Origin of the sequence: Shewanella sp. SP2S2-4 (assembly GCF_031932025.1) — a bacterium.
Taxonomy (GTDB): Bacteria; Pseudomonadota; Gammaproteobacteria; order Enterobacterales; family Shewanellaceae; genus Shewanella; species Shewanella baltica.
Genome location: NZ_JAUOER010000016.1, coordinates 17,292 through 34,348, shown reverse-complemented (window position 1 = coordinate 34,348; position 17,057 = coordinate 17,292). Strand labels below are relative to the sequence as shown.

The 17,057-nt window shown below is 43.4% G+C and carries 17 protein-coding genes; 9 read left to right on the top strand and 8 right to left on the bottom strand.

Going from position 1 to position 17,057, the window contains the following annotated elements:
* The first annotated feature begins 26 nt into the window (after positions 1 to 26).
* On the top strand, positions 27 to 842 hold the full coding sequence (mutM, locus tag Q4Q54_RS13710) for a bifunctional DNA-formamidopyrimidine glycosylase/DNA-(apurinic or apyrimidinic site) lyase (RefSeq protein WP_311988719.1): 816 nt from the start codon (positions 27 to 29) through the stop codon (positions 840 to 842).
* Positions 843 to 915: 73 nt separating this feature from the next.
* Here the strand turns inward: mutM and Q4Q54_RS13705 are convergent, their stop codons facing one another.
* Together Q4Q54_RS13705 and coaD are read right to left on the bottom strand one after the other, a co-directional pair.
* Complete coding sequence (locus Q4Q54_RS13705) at positions 916 to 2,391, bottom strand: capsule assembly Wzi family protein (protein WP_311988718.1); 1,476 nt, start codon at positions 2,389 to 2,391, stop codon at positions 916 to 918.
* A 90-nt stretch (positions 2,392 to 2,481) separates the two neighbouring features.
* Positions 2,482 to 2,973, bottom strand: coding sequence for a pantetheine-phosphate adenylyltransferase (gene coaD, locus Q4Q54_RS13700; protein WP_259214355.1), 492 nt, complete (start codon positions 2,971 to 2,973; stop codon positions 2,482 to 2,484).
* 265 nt (positions 2,974 to 3,238) lie between these two features.
* On the opposite strand from coaD, the gene wecB reads away from it, so the two are divergent.
* On the top strand, positions 3,239 to 4,360 hold the full coding sequence (gene wecB / locus Q4Q54_RS13695) for a non-hydrolyzing UDP-N-acetylglucosamine 2-epimerase (RefSeq protein WP_311988717.1): 1,122 nt from the start codon (positions 3,239 to 3,241) through the stop codon (positions 4,358 to 4,360).
* Positions 4,360 to 5,472 (top strand): glycosyltransferase family 4 protein, encoded by a 1,113-nt coding sequence (locus Q4Q54_RS13690; protein WP_311988716.1) that lies wholly within the window; start codon positions 4,360 to 4,362, stop codon positions 5,470 to 5,472. Before wecB ends, Q4Q54_RS13690 begins: the two co-directional genes overlap by 1 nt.
* Positions 5,473 to 5,518: 46 nt before the next feature.
* On the opposite strand, the gene Q4Q54_RS13685 is transcribed toward Q4Q54_RS13690, so the two are convergent.
* From Q4Q54_RS13685 to Q4Q54_RS13670, 4 genes are read right to left on the bottom strand one after another with little or no spacing between them, the layout of a single operon-like run.
* Positions 5,519 to 6,268 carry a glycosyltransferase family A protein gene (locus Q4Q54_RS13685; protein ID WP_311988715.1) on the bottom strand — a complete coding sequence of 250 codons (750 nt, stop codon included), beginning with the start codon at positions 6,266 to 6,268 and terminating at the stop codon, positions 5,519 to 5,521.
* A gap of 30 nt (positions 6,269 to 6,298) precedes the next feature.
* Complete coding sequence (locus Q4Q54_RS13680; RefSeq protein WP_311988714.1) at positions 6,299 to 7,291, bottom strand: hypothetical protein; 993 nt, start codon at positions 7,289 to 7,291, stop codon at positions 6,299 to 6,301.
* A gap of 50 nt (positions 7,292 to 7,341) precedes the next feature.
* Positions 7,342 to 8,412: a hypothetical protein gene (locus Q4Q54_RS13675; protein WP_311988713.1), complete on the bottom strand. Its 1,071-nt coding sequence runs from the start codon at positions 8,410 to 8,412 to the stop codon at positions 7,342 to 7,344.
* A gap of 24 nt (positions 8,413 to 8,436) precedes the next feature.
* On the bottom strand, positions 8,437 to 9,486 hold the full coding sequence (locus tag Q4Q54_RS13670) for a glycosyltransferase family 9 protein (protein ID WP_311988712.1): 1,050 nt from the start codon (positions 9,484 to 9,486) through the stop codon (positions 8,437 to 8,439).
* Between the two features lie 99 nt (positions 9,487 to 9,585).
* Between Q4Q54_RS13670 and Q4Q54_RS13665 the strand changes: the two genes are divergently transcribed.
* Entirely contained in the window at positions 9,586 to 10,341 is a 756-nt protein-coding gene (locus tag Q4Q54_RS13665) for a 3-deoxy-D-manno-octulosonic acid kinase (RefSeq protein WP_311988711.1), read from the top strand.
* A gap of 26 nt (positions 10,342 to 10,367) precedes the next feature.
* Here Q4Q54_RS13665 and waaA read toward each other — a convergent pair whose 3' ends face one another.
* Positions 10,368 to 11,630, bottom strand: a complete 1,263-nt coding sequence (gene waaA / locus Q4Q54_RS13660) for a lipid IV(A) 3-deoxy-D-manno-octulosonic acid transferase (protein WP_311988710.1) — start codon at positions 11,628 to 11,630, stop codon at positions 10,368 to 10,370.
* A gap of 142 nt (positions 11,631 to 11,772) precedes the next feature.
* Between waaA and Q4Q54_RS13655 the strand changes: the two genes are divergently transcribed.
* The 5 genes from Q4Q54_RS13655 to glpG all read left to right on the top strand — a co-directional run bounded on the left by Q4Q54_RS13655 (position 11,773) and on the right by glpG (position 16,186).
* The gene (locus Q4Q54_RS13655; RefSeq protein ID WP_006084743.1) at positions 11,773 to 12,420 is read left to right on the top strand and encodes a TetR/AcrR family transcriptional regulator; all 648 of its coding nucleotides are present in this window, start codon (positions 11,773 to 11,775) and stop codon (positions 12,418 to 12,420) included.
* A 286-nt stretch (positions 12,421 to 12,706) separates the two neighbouring features.
* A complete protein-coding gene (locus Q4Q54_RS13650; RefSeq protein WP_311988709.1) occupies positions 12,707 to 13,900 on the top strand; it encodes a glycine C-acetyltransferase in 1,194 nt (397 codons plus the stop codon).
* A gap of 11 nt (positions 13,901 to 13,911) precedes the next feature.
* Positions 13,912 to 14,937, top strand: coding sequence for an L-threonine 3-dehydrogenase (gene tdh / locus Q4Q54_RS13645; protein ID WP_006079369.1), 1,026 nt, complete (start codon positions 13,912 to 13,914; stop codon positions 14,935 to 14,937).
* Between the two features lie 101 nt (positions 14,938 to 15,038).
* Positions 15,039 to 15,344: a thiosulfate sulfurtransferase GlpE gene (gene glpE, locus Q4Q54_RS13640; protein WP_006084745.1), complete on the top strand. Its 306-nt coding sequence runs from the start codon at positions 15,039 to 15,041 to the stop codon at positions 15,342 to 15,344.
* The gene (gene glpG / locus Q4Q54_RS13635; protein WP_311988708.1) at positions 15,341 to 16,186 is read left to right on the top strand and encodes a rhomboid family intramembrane serine protease GlpG; all 846 of its coding nucleotides are present in this window, start codon (positions 15,341 to 15,343) and stop codon (positions 16,184 to 16,186) included. The genes glpE and glpG overlap by 4 nt, the downstream gene beginning before the upstream one ends.
* 89 nt (positions 16,187 to 16,275) lie before the next feature.
* Here the strand turns inward: glpG and elbB are convergent, their stop codons facing one another.
* Positions 16,276 to 16,938, bottom strand: coding sequence for an isoprenoid biosynthesis glyoxalase ElbB (elbB, locus tag Q4Q54_RS13630; RefSeq protein ID WP_012588959.1), 663 nt, complete (start codon positions 16,936 to 16,938; stop codon positions 16,276 to 16,278).
* Between the last annotated feature and the right edge of the window lie 119 nt (positions 16,939 to 17,057).

The window sequence follows — 17,057 nt, the reverse complement described above, 5'->3', positions numbered from 1 at the left end:
ATTTTACTTAAGATAAGAAAGAATCCATGCCGGAATTACCAGAAGTTGAAGTCACCCGTCAGGGTATTGCCCCCTTCCTTGTCGAACAAACCGTGGTTGATCTTGTGATCCGCAATGGTTCGTTGCGCTGGCCAGTGCCTGACATCGCCAAACAAATTATCGGCCAAGTCATACGCCAAGTGCGACGCCGTGCTAAGTATCTATTAATCGACACTGACGCGGGCACTAGCATAGTGCATTTAGGCATGTCGGGGAGTTTACGGATTTTGCCCCACGATACCCCAGTAGAAAAGCATGACCATATCGACTTAGTGCTCGCCAACGGCCGCATTTTACGTTTTAACGATCCAAGGCGATTCGGCGCTTGGCTGTGGTGTGAACTCCCAGAAGAAGCCCATCCATTACTCGCCAAGCTGGGGCCAGAACCGCTGACCCAAGCCTTTAATGTCGCACAATTAGCGACAGCTTTAGCGGGCAAGAAAAAAGCTATCAAGCTCTGCCTGATGGATAATCATATCGTGGTGGGAGTGGGTAATATTTACGCCAATGAAGCCCTGTTTGCGGCGGGCATTCACCCAGAAGCCGAAGCAGGTAAAATCGATATCGAGCGCTTGACTGTTTTAGTTGCCGAAGTGAAGCAAATCTTAGCCCACGCCATTAAGCAAGGCGGCACTACGTTGAAAGACTTTACCAATGCCGATGGCAAGCCGGGCTACTTCGCCCAAAAGCTGCATGTCTATGGTCGCGGCGGTGAAACCTGCACCAGCTGCGGTAACTTATTGAGTGAAATCCGTTTAGGCCAGCGCACCACAGTATTCTGTGGCATTTGCCAGACACGCTAACTATCACATTATTTATAAGCAAAATGCCAAGTATTGGCTTGGCATTATTGTTGTCATTAGATGTAAGCTACGATTAGAAGCGATACTCAAAACTGCTAAAGAGCGTGGCATTAGTATCATTTTCTTGAACATCAAATTCCGATCTCGATACCGTGCCACCTAAGCTCCACATTCCCTTCCAAACGGGCATACGATAGGAAAACTCAAGCATCAACAAATCTTCCTTCGGTGGTTGTGGCGCCCAAGTGCTCGCCACATTAGTGCCATCTTTATTCAACTTAGCATAACGCAATAAAGAGGTAAAACCTCGGCTGTTACTAAACTGGCCGACTAATCCCACCACAAACGTTTGAGCATCGCTATCATAGGTTGAGCCTAAAGCACGGCCATAATAACGAGAACCACTTAGATAGACAGGATCTTCATAGAAGCAATTGGCACTATCACCATCACATTTTACATAGGTGTCTGAATATTCCATAAACAGCTTAAACTGCTTACCCGATGTGCCAAAATGGGTATCAATCCCCCAAAGTGAGCCGCAGTCGCTACCATTCTCACAACTATGTTCGAGATATAATCCCACAGGTATATCCTGCAAAGAACTGCTATAACGCATATCGATACTTTGGGTTCTATGGCCTGCATCATGGCGATCTTCTTGCGCGCAATCACTTGTACCATCGAGGCAAACTGAGTTGCTGGCAACCGAATCCCACCAAGAGTTGAAGTTACAATCTTGGCCCTCTCCACAAAATAATGTCGACCACGACAGACCCACTTCTAGCTGCTTAATCGGTCTTGCACTTAAGCGCATATCCCACTCAGCCGTTTTAGGCACAGCACGCTCGACTTCCGTTAAGCTAAATCCAGTTTTAAATGTCCAAGGACCAATCCACGATAACCATGGCGTTTCAAAGGCTGCAGCATTATTGCGGCTCAGTGTTAGCGACTGCATAGGGCGAGCGTTATTAGAGCGGTGCAATGCAGAGTCAAATCCAGGCCCCCACCACTGTTCAACCGAACCTAAGGTCGCAATCCAATTACCGAAAATGATGGCAAAATATGACTCATCGAGGCGAAAATTTTTATTATCTTGTGGATCATAGGTTTCTGCCACAGTCGCCTTATAGGCAACACGCGATCCTAAATACTCGTAGGAGCCCAGCACTTCACCTTTCTCGCGATAGTCGGAGCCATAGTGTTGAAAACGAGCAGGATCGGTCGCGCCCGAGACTTTAACCCTCGCATTGCCGCGATTATCGACAGCATTTTGATAGTAAAAGTTAACCCGAGCAAAGGCTTGCACTAGACTAGGAGAAAGCAATTCAGGCTCTACTTTTGCTAAATCGCCGCCAATTCCTGACCACATCAAGGGATAAGTATTCACAGGAACAGTGATCACCCCCGCATCGGCCAACGCTTGAATATCGGCTCGAAGATAAATGTCCGAGGCATCAACCCAAGGGGCAGCGGCAAGCATTGAAGAAAAAAATAGGCCAGAGGCAATGCTAGTAGCAAGGATCGTGGGGGTTAAAAAAGCCTTCATAACATCCTTTTAAGTATCATCGCGAGGCCACAATGCCTCAAAGTTAACACAAAACGCCTACGTAAAAACCATCAGGTACGCGGGTAAAATCTAAGGTTTAGCCAGCTTAAGCTTTGCTGCTAATGCTGTCGCCACTTCTGAGTGAACAAATTGGCTCACATCGCCACCATGCAAAGCGACTTCCTTTACTAAGGTTGAGGAGATAAAGGAATTTTCCTCGGCAGGCGTTAAAAACACGCTTTCCAGATCTGGGCTCAATCGACGATTCATATTTGCTAGCTGGAATTCATATTCAAAGTCAGATACCGCACGTAAGCCACGCACTAGCACACTGGCCTTTTGCTCCTTGGCAAAATCCACCAGTAAACCCGAAAATCCAACCACTTCAACATTATCCAAATGAGCGGTGACACGATTTACCAGTTCAACCCGCTCTTCAAGGGTGAATCTAGGCTGCTTGGAAGGATTAGCCGCAATGCCAATCACCACATGTTTAAACAGTTTAGCCGCACGCTCAATCAAGTCGGCATGACCATTGGTGATAGGATCGAAAGTTCCAGGATAAATCGCTCTTGTGTGCATATAATTTACAAAAAACGTTTAAGCTACGGTATATAAAAGTCTATCACCCGCTTATACCGCTAAGCAAAATATCTTTCATATACTGAACGGAGCACTAGATATAGTCCCGATGGCATTTAATCCTACTCGGTATGCCATAGCCAAAAGACAGCCTAAAAGGTAGAATACTGACTCGAAAATTGTGATATGGCAGCTGTTAATTAATGAATCAATAGCACACCGAAACAATGACTACTTTCTGACCTTAACTTGGGTAGGTTTTATTGTGAAAATTCTCCTCGTATTTGGCACTCGACCTGAAGCAATAAAAATGTGTCCTTTGGCAAAAATGCTAGCCAATGACCCTCAATTAGATGTCAAAATTTGTGTCACAGCACAACATCGCCATATGCTTGACCAAGTGCTAAGTATTTTCGAATTGACCCCTGACTACGATTTAAATCTGATGAAGCCAAATCAAACCTTAGAATGGTTGACTGGCGCAATCGTTGAGGGTGTCGGGGAGGTCATTAAAGAATTTCAACCTCAACTGGTTTTAGTTCATGGGGATACTACCACTTCATTTTCTGCGGCTTTGGCGGCATTTTATCAAAAAGTTGATGTCGGTCATGTTGAAGCTGGTTTGCGTACAGGTGATATAACTTCACCTTGGCCAGAAGAAGCTAATCGAAAATTAACAGCTGTATTATCGTCCTTGCATTTTGCACCAACCCCTTCCTCAGCTGAAAATTTAAAAAATGAAGGTTATCTTCCTGAAAGTATCTATGTTACGGGAAATACTGTAATTGATGCTTTATTTCAAACATTATCTATAACGAAGAAAGGCGATTTCCCACACTCTGATGAATTAAAAGACTTGCTAAATATATTCGACGGAAAAAAAGTTATTTTAATTACTGGGCATCGTAGGGAGAATTTTGGTGTTGGATTCGAAAATATTTGTACCGCACTAAAAACAATTGCATTAGAGAACAAAGATTGGGAGTTAGTTTATCCTGTACATTTAAACCCTAAAGTACAAGAACCAGTTTTCAAACACTTAGGTGGGTTAGATAATTTCCATCTTATTGATCCTTTGGATTATCAGTCTTTTGTAACATTAATGGATCGAGCTGATATTATTCTCACTGATTCAGGCGGAATACAGGAAGAAGCTCCATCCTTAAAAAAACCAGTGCTTGTTTTACGTGATAAAACCGAAAGACCTGAAGCTGTTTCTGCAGGAACGGTTAGACTTGTAGGAACTGATGTTGATAAAATAGTATCTGAGGTTAATATTTTGATAAAAAACCAAAAGGCTTTTGGTGATACAGTTAACCCTTATGGTGATGGGCATACGTGCCAAAGAATACTTAATATTATCAAACTTCATTATCAGGTAAAATAATGTCAAATATTTATATAATTTATCGCTCTATGTATAATTCGGAAAGGGCATTAACAACTATAGGCGGTATAGAAAATTACATTATTAGTTTAGCTGAAGTTTTATCTCAAAATGGGTGGGATTGTCATCTAGTACAACCCGCAAAAGATTCATTTTCTATAAAAACTGAACATATGAATGTTCATGGAATAAATACAGGATGCTTTCGTGGCAATCTAAAGAAGTATGCTCTTGCAAAATGGGTTAAAAAAAATGCAAATAAAAAGACTGATATTATAATTTATGCAACAGACTCATATTCGGTTAATTTGAAAGGTTATAAACAAATAGCTATTCAACATGGTATCTCTTGGGATAAACCAAGGAAAAATAAAAATGCCGTTATTCAATTTCTATCTTCGCTATTAAATCAATGTAAATATCTATCGTACATAAAAAATAATTCAACATTAGTGTGCGTAGATCATAATTTTATAAATTGGTATCGTACTTGGTTTAATGTTGGCAGCAAGAATGTAAAAGTAATATATAATTTCTATACCGAAAGAGTTAATCAATCTGATTTTGATAAAAAATGGAGTGATGACCGTGTAATTAAAATAATTATTGCTCGTCGCTTTGTTGACTATCGTGGGATTGTATTAATTGCTCCAATTATAAGTAAACTATCAAATCAATATAGAATAGAAGTCAATTTTGCAGGTGATGGCCCTCTAAAACCATACTTAGAATCATTATTTTCTAGTCATTCTAACGTTAAAATAACTAAATATGGTCCATCTGAAAGTTTCAAAATACATAAAGAGCATCACATAGCTATCATTCCGACTTTAGGTTCTGAAGGTACATCTCTCTCAATGATTGAGGCTATGGCTGCAGGTTGTATGGTAATCAGTTCTAATATCGGCGGACTATCTAATCTCATTATTAATGAATACAATGGTTTATTAGTCATGCCTAATTCACAAGAAATGGAACAGGCACTTTTTACTGCACTAGATGATTTTGATTTCTGCAAAAAACTCGCACAAAATGGTTTAAACTCGATCGCTTATCCATGTAGCAAAGAAAAGTGGGGAAAAGATTGGATAGATTTAATGAATAAACAATAACACATATCAAAACCAGAGTTAGAAAAAAACAACTCTGGTTATCAAATTAATTTTTTAGTGTTTTATGTATCTTAGATTTAAATTTTCTAAATGCGACATTAAGATCTTTTCGCCATTTAGCTATATTAGGTTTGTAACGAATACCTCGATGATAACCTATATGTCTAACACTGCCTTTAGGGAAAATTGCAGCTTTAAATCCTAATTCATAGTATTTATTGCCTGTACCGCCTTCGCTCGAATATTGTGCAATTGGAGCAATCAACTGATAATCGGCTAAACGCCTTAAACCCGGATTTAAAGTAAAACCATGCCAATAGACACCATGAAGTAAGTCATTTGTATGCATTATTTGATACTTTAACGACTCATCGGTAGGACAAGTATATAACTCAGACAACACCGAATGCCCATTAGTATCACTTGTCTCACGCAGCCAAACGGTTACAACTTTATCATCTGAAAGTAACACTTTCAGCGAATTTTCAACAAACCCTATACGATAAAACTCCCAATCATCCTCACAATGAAAAATATATTCAGAAGTCACTAATGAATAAGCTTTATCAATACTTTTCATTTGTCCTAACTGAGGTTCATTATGAACCAGAGTAAATTCTATTCCTTTAAACTTACTTAGTGTGTTTTCAAGTTTTTCACGATTGTGACTATCTTCTATAACAATATATTGTGATATGGGATAAGTATTATACTTTAAAAAACTTTCAATTGTTTTTTCAAGTAAGTCAAAACGATTACAACTCGTGATAACCAGTGAAACTGTGCGATTACTCATAACTATTCCTTACAATAGGTCCATCATAAATCAAAACCTCTCCAACCGTTTCATAACGCATTCATCTAAATCAATACCATTTAAATCCTGAAAAAGCTGGTGTAAGCGGGCAATTCTTAATGGTGGATTTCTTTTAAATAATACATAAATGATAGCATTGACTGTTTTTCGTGTTCGTAACCAATACTCAATAACGTTATGATGTTTGCGTAGATTATTTATAGAATCCTCGCTAATAAAGTCATCTAAACTAACAACATCTGAATTTGAAGCATATTGCTGCATAATCTCATCACGCTTTTGGGGCTCCAAATTTAAAAATCCATAACCATTTTTCAAATGCTTTAGGTGAAAATATATTATCCCCATATATTTTTTTTCAATTTTTCTACCAACAAATCTAAATGCCTCAACATTTTTTTCTTGTGAGAAGTAGATATCTGAAGAAACAGGAAAGTACATATGATCCCCAGTACCAACTAGAGGTTCTCTTTTATAAACCCCTAATTTAGCATTCGTATCTAAAGCTAAATTCACACCGGAGAATGTATATATTTTATTAACACCCAATAACATATCACGTCTAATTTCCGTTATTACTGGAGTCAGATTTTTGTCGATAGCAACATGATCATCGTCTAATTTTGTTGCTATTTTATAGCTAGCTTTTGAAAGAGCATAATTATAAAAATTTGCCAAACTATTAACATTATCTGTTACACAGCGATTATGTTCATCTGAAAAAATAGGATGTACTTTAGGTAAATATTCAAAAATCTTTATTTTTTCAGGGTATTTCTCTTTTAATTCATTTAATATTTCAGCAGTGTTATCTGTACAATCATTATAACAGGCAACAATCTCATCATAATAAAGTAAATGAGATTCAATACTAAGCCTTAAAAATTCTGCACCATTTTTTATACGAAGAATGGCACTTATACCTGGTAATCTTGGTTTATCCAAACTAGTCAAATCGACGATAAAGTCACAATAATCACACACATTTTCATTAACACTCATAACTTGAGAGCCTCTAAATTCTTTAAAAAGAATAAATTTAAGATTTTCCCTTACAACTTAATCCACTGTTCTAACTGCTTTATCACAAGCTCAAGTCCATCCAATTTAGAATCTTTATTTAAACTTGTTGCCAATCGCATAATACCATCGGAAGATAATAACAGCTTAATATTACCATTGAGCGTATCAAGCTCAATCTCACAGCCAAAAGCAACATTTGCAGATATACATTTTTCAATCCTTGGCGGCTGATCCTTCGATACAGGAACGGCCAAGGTCGGTTTGTGCAGCGCTATCGCTTGTAATAAAGTATCTCCACCGCTCAATACGGCAGCCTTAGCCGCGGCCAAAATATTAATAAATTGCTGATTATTCAATTGAGGAATAACAACTACCCCCTGAAGCTCAGGCAGAGGATTTGGATAATTCGGGCCGAAAACCATGACACTTGTTATGCCAGATGCTTTATAGCTTTCATGAGCGGCCTGAGCAAAAATATCTGCGGCTAATTCGCCATTTACCTTATGCCCACCAGAACCCGCATTAAATAATACAAACTCATTTTGTGTTAGCTGATATTGCGCTAATAATGCCGCTTGAGTGCTTGCATCGGGTTGAGTAAAGACTGGACCTATATTCAAAGGCGCGGGTTTTTTAATGAGTTTCAGCTTCAGGCGATCTAGCCAACTGATAGGACCGATCACAAATTCTGGTTGCACGACCCAATGACAATCCGTCACTAAAGCGCGGCCAATTTTCATTCCACGGCTACGCTTACGCTTGTGCTGGCTGAGAAATATGACCTTAGCGCCGAGTTTATGGGCATGGACTAACTGTGATTTACGCCCAGAAGCATCGAACAATACTATATCGGGCAGGTAATCAGACATGATTTGATTCACCGCTTTGACTTGTTTAGTCGGCGTATCTTTGAGTAATTCAGCAGGATAAGGGCATTGAGCCGCATAGGGTGCTTGTTCACTTAAAATAAACTTGATCTCGGCATTCGGCCAAGTTCTTTTCACCTCATCGGCAATGATCATTGAGCGCATATACTCACCTATGCCCTCTGCCGATGAGACTGGGATAAACAAGAACTTAGGGGCTTTTTGAGGAGCCATAATTAACCTTTAATCCAAATAAATTTATTCTGAAGTTTTAGTGTCATACGCCACCAGCTCAAACTTCTCAATCACGGCTTCAACACTGATCAAAGCCATCAAATGTTCACCTTTAGCGCGAGTGCCCCACTTAACTTCGCCACTATGTTGGGATGCTATCGCCTCATCATAGACGCTCGCCACATATTGCTGCGATAAATACGGACCAGTGCGCCCAGGATTTGAATGGGCATATAAACCAACGACTGACGTGCCTTGGGTCACCGCCATATGCGCAGGGCCCGTATCAGGCGCTAACACTAAACTGGCGCGTTTTAGCAGTGCTAAGAGTTGAGTCAAACTGGTTTTGCCCACTAAATTATCGATTTTAGAAGGGCACGCTTGCAAAATTTGCTCTGCTAAATCCTTCTCAAGTTGAGTTGGGCCACCGCACAGCATGACTCTAAATCCTTTCGCAATCGCATAACTCGCGACGGCGGCATAACGCTCGGGCAACCAATTACGTTCAGCCTTACTGGCTGCGGCGCAAATGATAAATACTTTTTCATTGTCTTTAATCTGCGTCTGGGCAAACTCAGTATCCGCAAGTGGCACAGGGATATGCCACTGGGGAGTGAGATCCTTGACGCCAATCGCTTTAGCGAAGCCCATAAAACCATCGAGCACATGGGGCTTGGCCAAGGGCTCAACCCTACGATTCGTCACTAGCCACTGACCTTCTTTGGCACGAGCACGATCGAAACCTATGCGCACTTTTGCCGAGATGGCTAATGAAGCCAAAGTTGCACGTAGCGCAACTTGCATATGCAGCAGCACGTCAAAACGTCGGCCTTTTAATGCCTTACGTAAATTAAAATAGCTACGCCATCCTTGAGATTTATCAAAAATAACAAACTCAATGCCGGGTAAATGCTTCAACAATTGATATTCGAGTTTACCGATCACCCATGTGATTTTGAGCTCGGGGTATTGCCGCTGAATCGCCTGCACCATAGCCACGGCATGACAGACGTCACCGATTGCGGATAAGCGAAGCAAACAAAGGGAATTCATGGTATTGGGATTTAAACTCATTGGGATTGAAGCTAATTAGCTCTTAAGGTTATTTGGCGCAAGCTAAGGATCTTAATGTAGAATGGCCCTAGGTGCCACGCTTAAGTCAACAAATCTCCCATGAATGCTCAGATACAGATCATAAAAACCGCCCAAGGTCACATGGCGCTTTGCCAAGATACACCAACAGATATCGCTCCGGCTTGGTTTGCGGTGGATTTTTGGCGCGCTAAAGATGCTGTCGTCGGCTCATCCAAAGGCCGCTACACCACTTGGTTTGTGGCATTTGAACACAGCCATTGGGTATTGCGGCATTATTGGCGTGGCGGCTTAATGGAGAAATTCAGCAAAGATGCTTACGTTTATACTGGCCTCGAAAATACCCGCGCTATGGGCGAGTTACGCTTATTAAACATTTTGTATCATGAGGATTTTGCTGTACCTAAGCCGATTGCCGCCAACATAGTACGCGATGGATTATTTTACCGCGCCGATATCATTATCGAACGGGTCGAAGGCGCCGAAGATTTAGTCGCTAAACTCAGCAAAGGGATAATAAGCACTGAGCAATGGCAGGCGTTGGGAGCAACTATCGCCCAATTCCACCTGCGCGGTGTATACCACGCCGATCTCAATGCCAAAAATATTCTATTCCAGCCAGCGCAAACTGCACCCATAACGCCAGAGCGCTTTTATCTTATCGATTTCGACCGCGGTGAGTTAAAAACACCGAGCCCGCAATGGCAGCAATCGAATCTAGACAGACTGTTACGCTCTTTCAATAAAGAACAAGGCAAACTGCCAAACCTTGCCTTCACCGCCGATAACTGGTCATCACTGCTGCTGGGCTACCAAGCGGCGATGCAAAGCGCCTGAACCACTAAATAAATTATCTTGTTGAATTAATTGATTAATGATTGCGCGAGAAGAAATTGTCGTTGCAAGGCACCGCGATTTGCCTCAACCACTGCCAATCCTGCGTTTGCCGCCTGCTGGCGCAATTCAGGTTTCGCAAAATAGGCAATCAAATTAGCCGCCAGTTCATCCGCCGAAGCGACAATCCTTAGCCCACCAGCGTCCGCCAACATCTGCGTAATTTGGGCAAAGTCCCAATGGTTCGGCCCCACCATAACAGGTACGCCCATAGCGACTGGCTCCAAGGGATTGTGACCACCGTTAGCGATCAGCGTACCACCGACAAAAGCTTGATCCGCGGCGCCATAAAAGGTCAAAAGTTCACCCATGGTATCGCCCACCAGCACTTGTGTCGTAGCCGTCACGGGAAAATTACCGCTGCGACGAACAGATTCAAAACCTTGGCTGGCAATAACCTCAGCAACGGCAGAAAACTGCTCAGGATGACGCGGTGCAATAATCAGCAAGGCATCGGGCCACTGAGCCAATAATTGCCTATGGGCGATGAGCATGGCGTCAAATTCTCCAGGATGCACGCTGCCAGCAACCCAAATCGGCGATGTTTCACGCCCCCAAGCCTGACGCAACTGCTTGGCATTAGCTAAACGCTCGGGCGTAATACTGAGATCAAACTTCAAGCTACCGCATACTGTCACTCTATCCGGCGATACACCTAACTCGATAAAACGCTGCGCTTCCACTTGAGTTTGCACCGCAATAACATCGAGTCGTTGCAACATAGGCCGATTGAGTGTTGGATGCTTAGCATATTGCGCCGCCGACTTGGCCGACAGGCGTGCATTAGCTAACATCAAACGCACACCGCGTTTGGCAGCAACAGCAACTAAGTTAGGCCACAGCTCAGTTTCCATAATCACGCACCACTTGGGCGAGACTTGGCGCAAGAAACGCCGCACACACCAAGGTAAGTCAAAGGGCAAATAACAATGTTGCACTGAGTCACCAAAGGCTTTGCGCACTTCGGCAGACCCAGTTGGACTGGTTGTGGTAACCGTAATGCTTAGCTCAGGGTGTGATTGCATAATCAAACGGATCAAGGGAATTGCCGCGAGCGTTTCCCCCATAGACACAGAATGGATCAGTAAATCCGTCGATTTTAGTCGGATTAATCCAAAACGCTCCCCCCAACGACCACGGTAATCAGGACTTTTGATAGCACGAAATGCTAAATAGACGATTAGCAAAGGGGATAATAAATATAAGATCGTGGAATAGAGAAAACGATTCATTAAAAACGTGCTTATGAGTTTTGCCTGATGAATGGCGGCAATGTTAGCATATGCACCAAATTAGGGATAATTTACCAGCAGTATGGCGGTCGTTGGTTAACTCTATCTATGATGTGGCGTTCACTAGCAATTTGGATAACTTATGAAAACCCGCGACAAAATAATCTATGCCAGTCTTGAACTGTTCAACGAGCATGGCGAAAGAAACATCACCACCAATCACATTGCCGCTCACTTAAATATGAGTCCCGGGAATCTTTATTATCATTTTCGCAATAAAGAAGACATTATCCGCTGTATTTTCAGCTTATATGAGAATCATCTCGAATCGGGTTTCCAACCCTATGAAGATAAGCAAGTGGATGTGGAACTGTTAATCGGCTACTTCGATGCGATGTTCTATACCCTGTGGCAATTCCGCTTCATGTACGCCAACCTTGCGGATATTCTCGCCCGCGATGAAGAGCTAAAAAAACGTTATTTGCATGCACAGCAACAAGTCTTAACGCGTTCGAGCCACGTGCTGCATAAACTTAAGCAAGATGGCTTTTTGAACTTAGAGAGCGACAAAATCACACCACTGGCGGATACCATTAAGATGATCGTCAGCTTTTGGATTGGTTACCAACTCACGCAATCCAGCACGTCGACCATCACTAAAGCGACGCTCTATGAAGGTGTGTTGAGGGTACTGATGATTTTCAAAGCCTATGCAACACCGACATCGGTCGCAACTTTTACTCGCCTAGAGCAACATTACCACGCGCTAGCGAGTCAAGAATCTCTATAACGTCATCCCAAACACCTATGTTGGGAACTCGCATTCGGAACTAAACTCAAAGCAATTATAGTACTGAGTGCGAACCCGTTTTCGCTCTACAACGCTTAAAAGAATACTCAGTCAAACAGTGGCAAACTTATGTTGCACATTAGTTTTTATAATGTAAAAACCACTTTAGCCCTAAACTAGTTTATCTTGCGAACCTGCATGAAAAAAAGGCTGTAGGCCGATTAGGTTTAGAGTTAGAATGCCGCCACTCCCAAAATCAGAATAAAGTTAACTAAGGAGATATCAGGTGGCCTCTACCTCATTCTACGCACAGATTAATCAACAGCTTGCAGACATCAAAGCCGAAGGCTTATATAAAAGCGAGCGTGTTATTGCCTCACCACAACAGACTGCCATTCAAGTTAATCACCAAGAAGTTGTTAACTTTTGCGCGAATAATTACCTAGGCCTAGCGAATCACCCCGAGCTAATCAAAGCCGCCCAACAGGGTTTAGACAGCCACGGCTTTGGTATGGCATCAGTACGTTTTATTTGCGGTACCCAAGACATACATAAAAAGCTAGAAGCTAGCCTGAGCGAATTCCTCGGCACCGAAGACACCATTCTTTACTCTTCATGTTTTGATGCAAACGCCGGTCTGTTCGAAACCCTATTAGATGCAGAAGACGCGATTATTTCCGATGCGTTAAACCATGCTTCTATCATCGACGGTGTACGTTTATGTAAAGCCAAACGTTTCCGTTATGCCAACAACGACATGGCCGATTTAGAAACTCAGCTGATCGCCGCTAAAGAAGCTGGCGCCCGTAACATCTTGATTGCCACCGACGGCGTATTTTCGATGGACGGCGTGATTGCTAACCTTAAAGGCGTATGTGATTTAGCCGATAAATACGGCGCACTGGTGATGGTCGATGACTCTCACGCGGTAGGCTTTATTGGCGCGAACGGTCGTGGTACCCACGAATATTGCAATGTGATGGACAGAGTCGACATCATCACAGGCACCTTAGGTAAAGCCTTAGGCGGCGCATCGGGCGGTTTCACTTCGGGTAAAAAAGCAGTCATCGACTGGTTACGCCAGCGTTCACGTCCTTACCTGTTCTCTAACTCATTAGCGCCGTCAATTGTGACTGCGTCTATCCATGTGTTAGAAATGCTCAAATCAGGCCAAGCACTGCGCGAAGCCGTATGGGAAAACAGCCGTTATTTCCGTGAGCAAATGTCAGCAGCTGGCTTTACCTTAGGCGGCGCCGACCACGCGATTATCCCTGTGATGATTGGTGATGCTAAACTGGCGGGCGACTTTGCTAACCGCTTATTAGCAGAACATATTTATGTTATTGGCTTCTCGTTCCCTGTGGTTCCTAAGGGACAAGCTCGTATCCGTACGCAAATGTCAGCGGCACATACCCGTGAGCAACTCGACAAAGCGATCACCGCCTTTACCCGTATTGCCAAAGAAATGGGCATTATTTAGGACTTAAGACAATGAAAGCACTAAGCAAGTTAAAAGCCGAAAAAGGTATTTGGTTAGTCGATGCGCCTAAGCCAGTAATGGGCCACAACGATCTGCTGATCAAAATTAAAAAAACGGCGATTTGTGGCACCGACATGCACATCTACAACTGGGACGAATGGTCGCAAAAAACCATTCCCGTTCCTATGGTTGTTGGCCATGAATATGTAGGTGAAGTGGTTGATATCGGGCAAGAAGTTCGTGGTTTTAAGATTGGCGACCGCGTATCTGGCGAAGGTCATATTACCTGTGGCCACTGCCGTAACTGCCGCGCTGGCCGCACCCATTTATGCCGCAACACCTCTGGTGTCGGTGTAAACCGTGAAGGTTCATTTGCAGAATACTTAGTCATCCCCGCCTTTAACGCCTTTAAAATCCCTGATGACATCAGCGATGATTTAGCGTCAATCTTCGACCCGTTTGGTAACGCTGTGCACACAGCATTATCCTTCGATTTAGTCGGTGAAGACGTGTTGATCACAGGTGCTGGTCCAATCGGCATCATGGCTGCGGCAGTATGTCGTCACGTAGGTGCGCGCCATGTAGTGATCACTGACGTTAACGAATATCGCTTAGAGCTGGCCCGTAAAATGGGTGCCACTCGCGCAGTCAACGTATCTAAAGAAAGCCTGAAAGACGTGATGAAAGAACTGGGCATGACCGAAGGTTTCGACGTCGGTTTAGAAATGTCTGGCGTACCATCAGCCTTCCACGCCATGTTAGATACCATGAACCACGGCGGCAAAGTCGCTATGCTGGGTATTCCTGGTGGCGAAATGGCGATTGATTGGAGCAAAGTGATCTTCAAAGGTTTGGTCATTAAAGGCATCTACGGCCGCGAAATGTTCGAAACTTGGTACAAGATGGCGAGCCTTATCCAATCGGGCTTAGATATTTCGCCTATCATCACTCACCACTTCAAGATTGATGATTTCCAACAAGGTTTCGACGCTATGGGCTCGGGCCAATCGGGTAAAGTGATCCTCAGCTGGGATTAATCCTGCCGAGCATTACTTAGATAGGGGCTGTACACTCGCAGCCCCTTGTTGCACACTTATCCCATCTTGATTTCCATCTCTTAGCTTTGTCAGGTTTTATTATGTCTTCCTTTAAACACTTAAGCGTTAATCAATTGCTGCAAATGACCGAAGCACAGCCAGTGCAAATCGTCGATATCCGCGATGGCAATAGCTTCACCAACGGCCATATTGCAGGTGCAACTAACCTGAATAACGAAAACCTCGCGCAATTTATTAGCCAAGCCGATATGGACAGCCCACTGGTAGTGGTTTGTTACCACGGTATGAGCAGCCAAAATGCGGCGCAGTATTTATGCGAGCAAGGATTTGATGACGTTTACAGTCTAGACGGCGGCTATAGCGCCTGGCATGAGGCAAATGCATGATAGAAATTGGCCGACTCCCCAACAGTAGAGCCGCGCAGGCATTTGTCGATTACCTCAAAGGTGAGCACATTGACTGCCAAATTGAGCCGCTGGAGCAAGGTGTCGCCATTCTCGTCATCCATGACAAAGATCTGGAACAAGCGCGCAAAGAGTTTGCCCATTTCATGACTCATCCCTACGACAGTAAATATCTGCAAGCCTCGTGGGAACACGGCGATACCCAAACTAAGATAGATTACGGCGCCCCTTCGCTACAGTTGTTTACCCAATTCATTACCGGCGCAGGCCCAGTCACGTTGATCGTTTTTGCGGTTTGCGTACTCATTTTTGCGGCGATGAACTTAGGGTTCGCCAACCAAACCTACGCAGCACTGTCCTATTTTGGCGCGGTACCAAATTCAGAGTTCAGCCAGTTCTGGCGTGTTTTTACCCCGAGCCTGCTGCATTTTTCAGCCATGCACGTCATTTTTAACTTACTCTGGTGGTGGTATTTAGGCGGAAAAATCGAAACCCGTATCGGCACAGCACCATTGCTAATCTTGCTGTTTGTGGCGGGAACACTGCCAAACGTCATCCAATATTATGTCGGTGGACCTAACTTCGGCGGGCTATCTGGCGTTGTGTATGCCGTGGTGGGTTACACTTGGGTCATGGGGATACGTAAACCTGCTGCTGGAATAGACTTTCCACCATCATATATGGCCTTTATGATGATTTGGTTAGCATTGGGATTCACGGATATTCTAGGGGTTGCCGTTGCGAACGGTGCCCATATTGGTGGCTTACTCATAGGGTTAGCCCAAGGTTTATTCGATAGCCGCAAGTCCTCAAGCTCAATCTAATTCCGTTATACCAAGATAAATCCTGAAGAACGCATAGGGATTTATCTTGGTTCAATGACGCGCTCTTACACTTCTACAAACCGCTCAAACTAACGTGCGTCAGTCATCTCCAGTACCTTAGCAACCAGCTTCTCGATACCTGAATGCGCTTCAGCAATACTTCCAGCCAACATATAAGCGGGAGTGCTGACTATTCGATTCGCTTCATCTACGACGATCTCATGCACAGTGGCGACTTGATGCTCTCCGCCCATCAAATTGAACGCCGCAACAGTATCGCTATCATTACCGATAGTGCCTTTTACGCCATGGGGATATAAACGCGGGATCATCATAGGTGCGATACAGATAAAGCCAACGGGCTTTTTCGCCAGAATGAACTCATTGATAAAATCTGTGACCAGCGGATCGACTTCACACTCGCTGCCGTTCGTCGCAAAATTACACAGATTTTTCGCCGCCCCAAAACCACCGGGAATGATCAAGGCATCAAATTCGGCGATAGCTAATTCTGTGGTCGATTTGACTTCGCCACGGGCAATGCGCGCCGACTCCACCAGCACATTACGACTTGCTGTCGCATCGACCTCACCAGTGAGATGATCTACCACATGCATCTGTTTGATATCAGGTGCAAAACATTGGTAGTGAGCCCCCGCTTTGGATAAGCATAAAAGCGTTAAAACCGATTCATGGATCTCTGTTCCATCGAAAACACCGCATCCACTCAGTAACACTGCGACTTTTTTCATTAAAAATATCCTTCTTATGTCATTAAGTTTTAACAAACTACAAACAAACTAGTTGATCTGATTAAAAATCGTGCTAACTTAATTCGTCGAATCTGACGGGTGCCGAAAATTAAGCCAAT

Coding starts and splice junctions, on each gene's coding strand:
- mutM (WP_311988719.1), top strand. CDS start 27: ATGCCGGAATTACCAGAAGTTGAAGTCACCCGTCAGGGTATTGCCCCC.
- Q4Q54_RS13675 (WP_311988713.1), bottom strand. CDS start 8,412: ATGGCTCCTCAAAAAGCCCCTAAGTTCTTGTTTATCCCAGTCTCATCG.
- coaD (WP_259214355.1), bottom strand. CDS start 2,973: ATGCACACAAGAGCGATTTATCCTGGAACTTTCGATCCTATCACCAAT.
- elbB (WP_012588959.1), bottom strand. CDS start 16,938: ATGAAAAAAGTCGCAGTGTTACTGAGTGGATGCGGTGTTTTCGATGGA.
- tdh (WP_006079369.1), top strand. CDS start 13,912: ATGAAAGCACTAAGCAAGTTAAAAGCCGAAAAAGGTATTTGGTTAGTC.
- Q4Q54_RS13670 (WP_311988712.1), bottom strand. CDS start 9,486: ATGAGTTTAAATCCCAATACCATGAATTCCCTTTGTTTGCTTCGCTTA.
- waaA (WP_311988710.1), bottom strand. CDS start 11,630: ATGAATCGTTTTCTCTATTCCACGATCTTATATTTATTATCCCCTTTG.
- Q4Q54_RS13705 (WP_311988718.1), bottom strand. CDS start 2,391: ATGAAGGCTTTTTTAACCCCCACGATCCTTGCTACTAGCATTGCCTCT.
- Q4Q54_RS13665 (WP_311988711.1), top strand. CDS start 9,586: ATGAATGCTCAGATACAGATCATAAAAACCGCCCAAGGTCACATGGCG.
- Q4Q54_RS13655 (WP_006084743.1), top strand. CDS start 11,773: ATGAAAACCCGCGACAAAATAATCTATGCCAGTCTTGAACTGTTCAAC.
- glpE (WP_006084745.1), top strand. CDS start 15,039: ATGTCTTCCTTTAAACACTTAAGCGTTAATCAATTGCTGCAAATGACC.
- Q4Q54_RS13685 (WP_311988715.1), bottom strand. CDS start 6,268: ATGAGTAATCGCACAGTTTCACTGGTTATCACGAGTTGTAATCGTTTT.
- Q4Q54_RS13690 (WP_311988716.1), top strand. CDS start 4,360: ATGTCAAATATTTATATAATTTATCGCTCTATGTATAATTCGGAAAGG.
- Q4Q54_RS13680 (WP_311988714.1), bottom strand. CDS start 7,291: ATGAGTGTTAATGAAAATGTGTGTGATTATTGTGACTTTATCGTCGAT.
- glpG (WP_311988708.1), top strand. CDS start 15,341: ATGATAGAAATTGGCCGACTCCCCAACAGTAGAGCCGCGCAGGCATTT.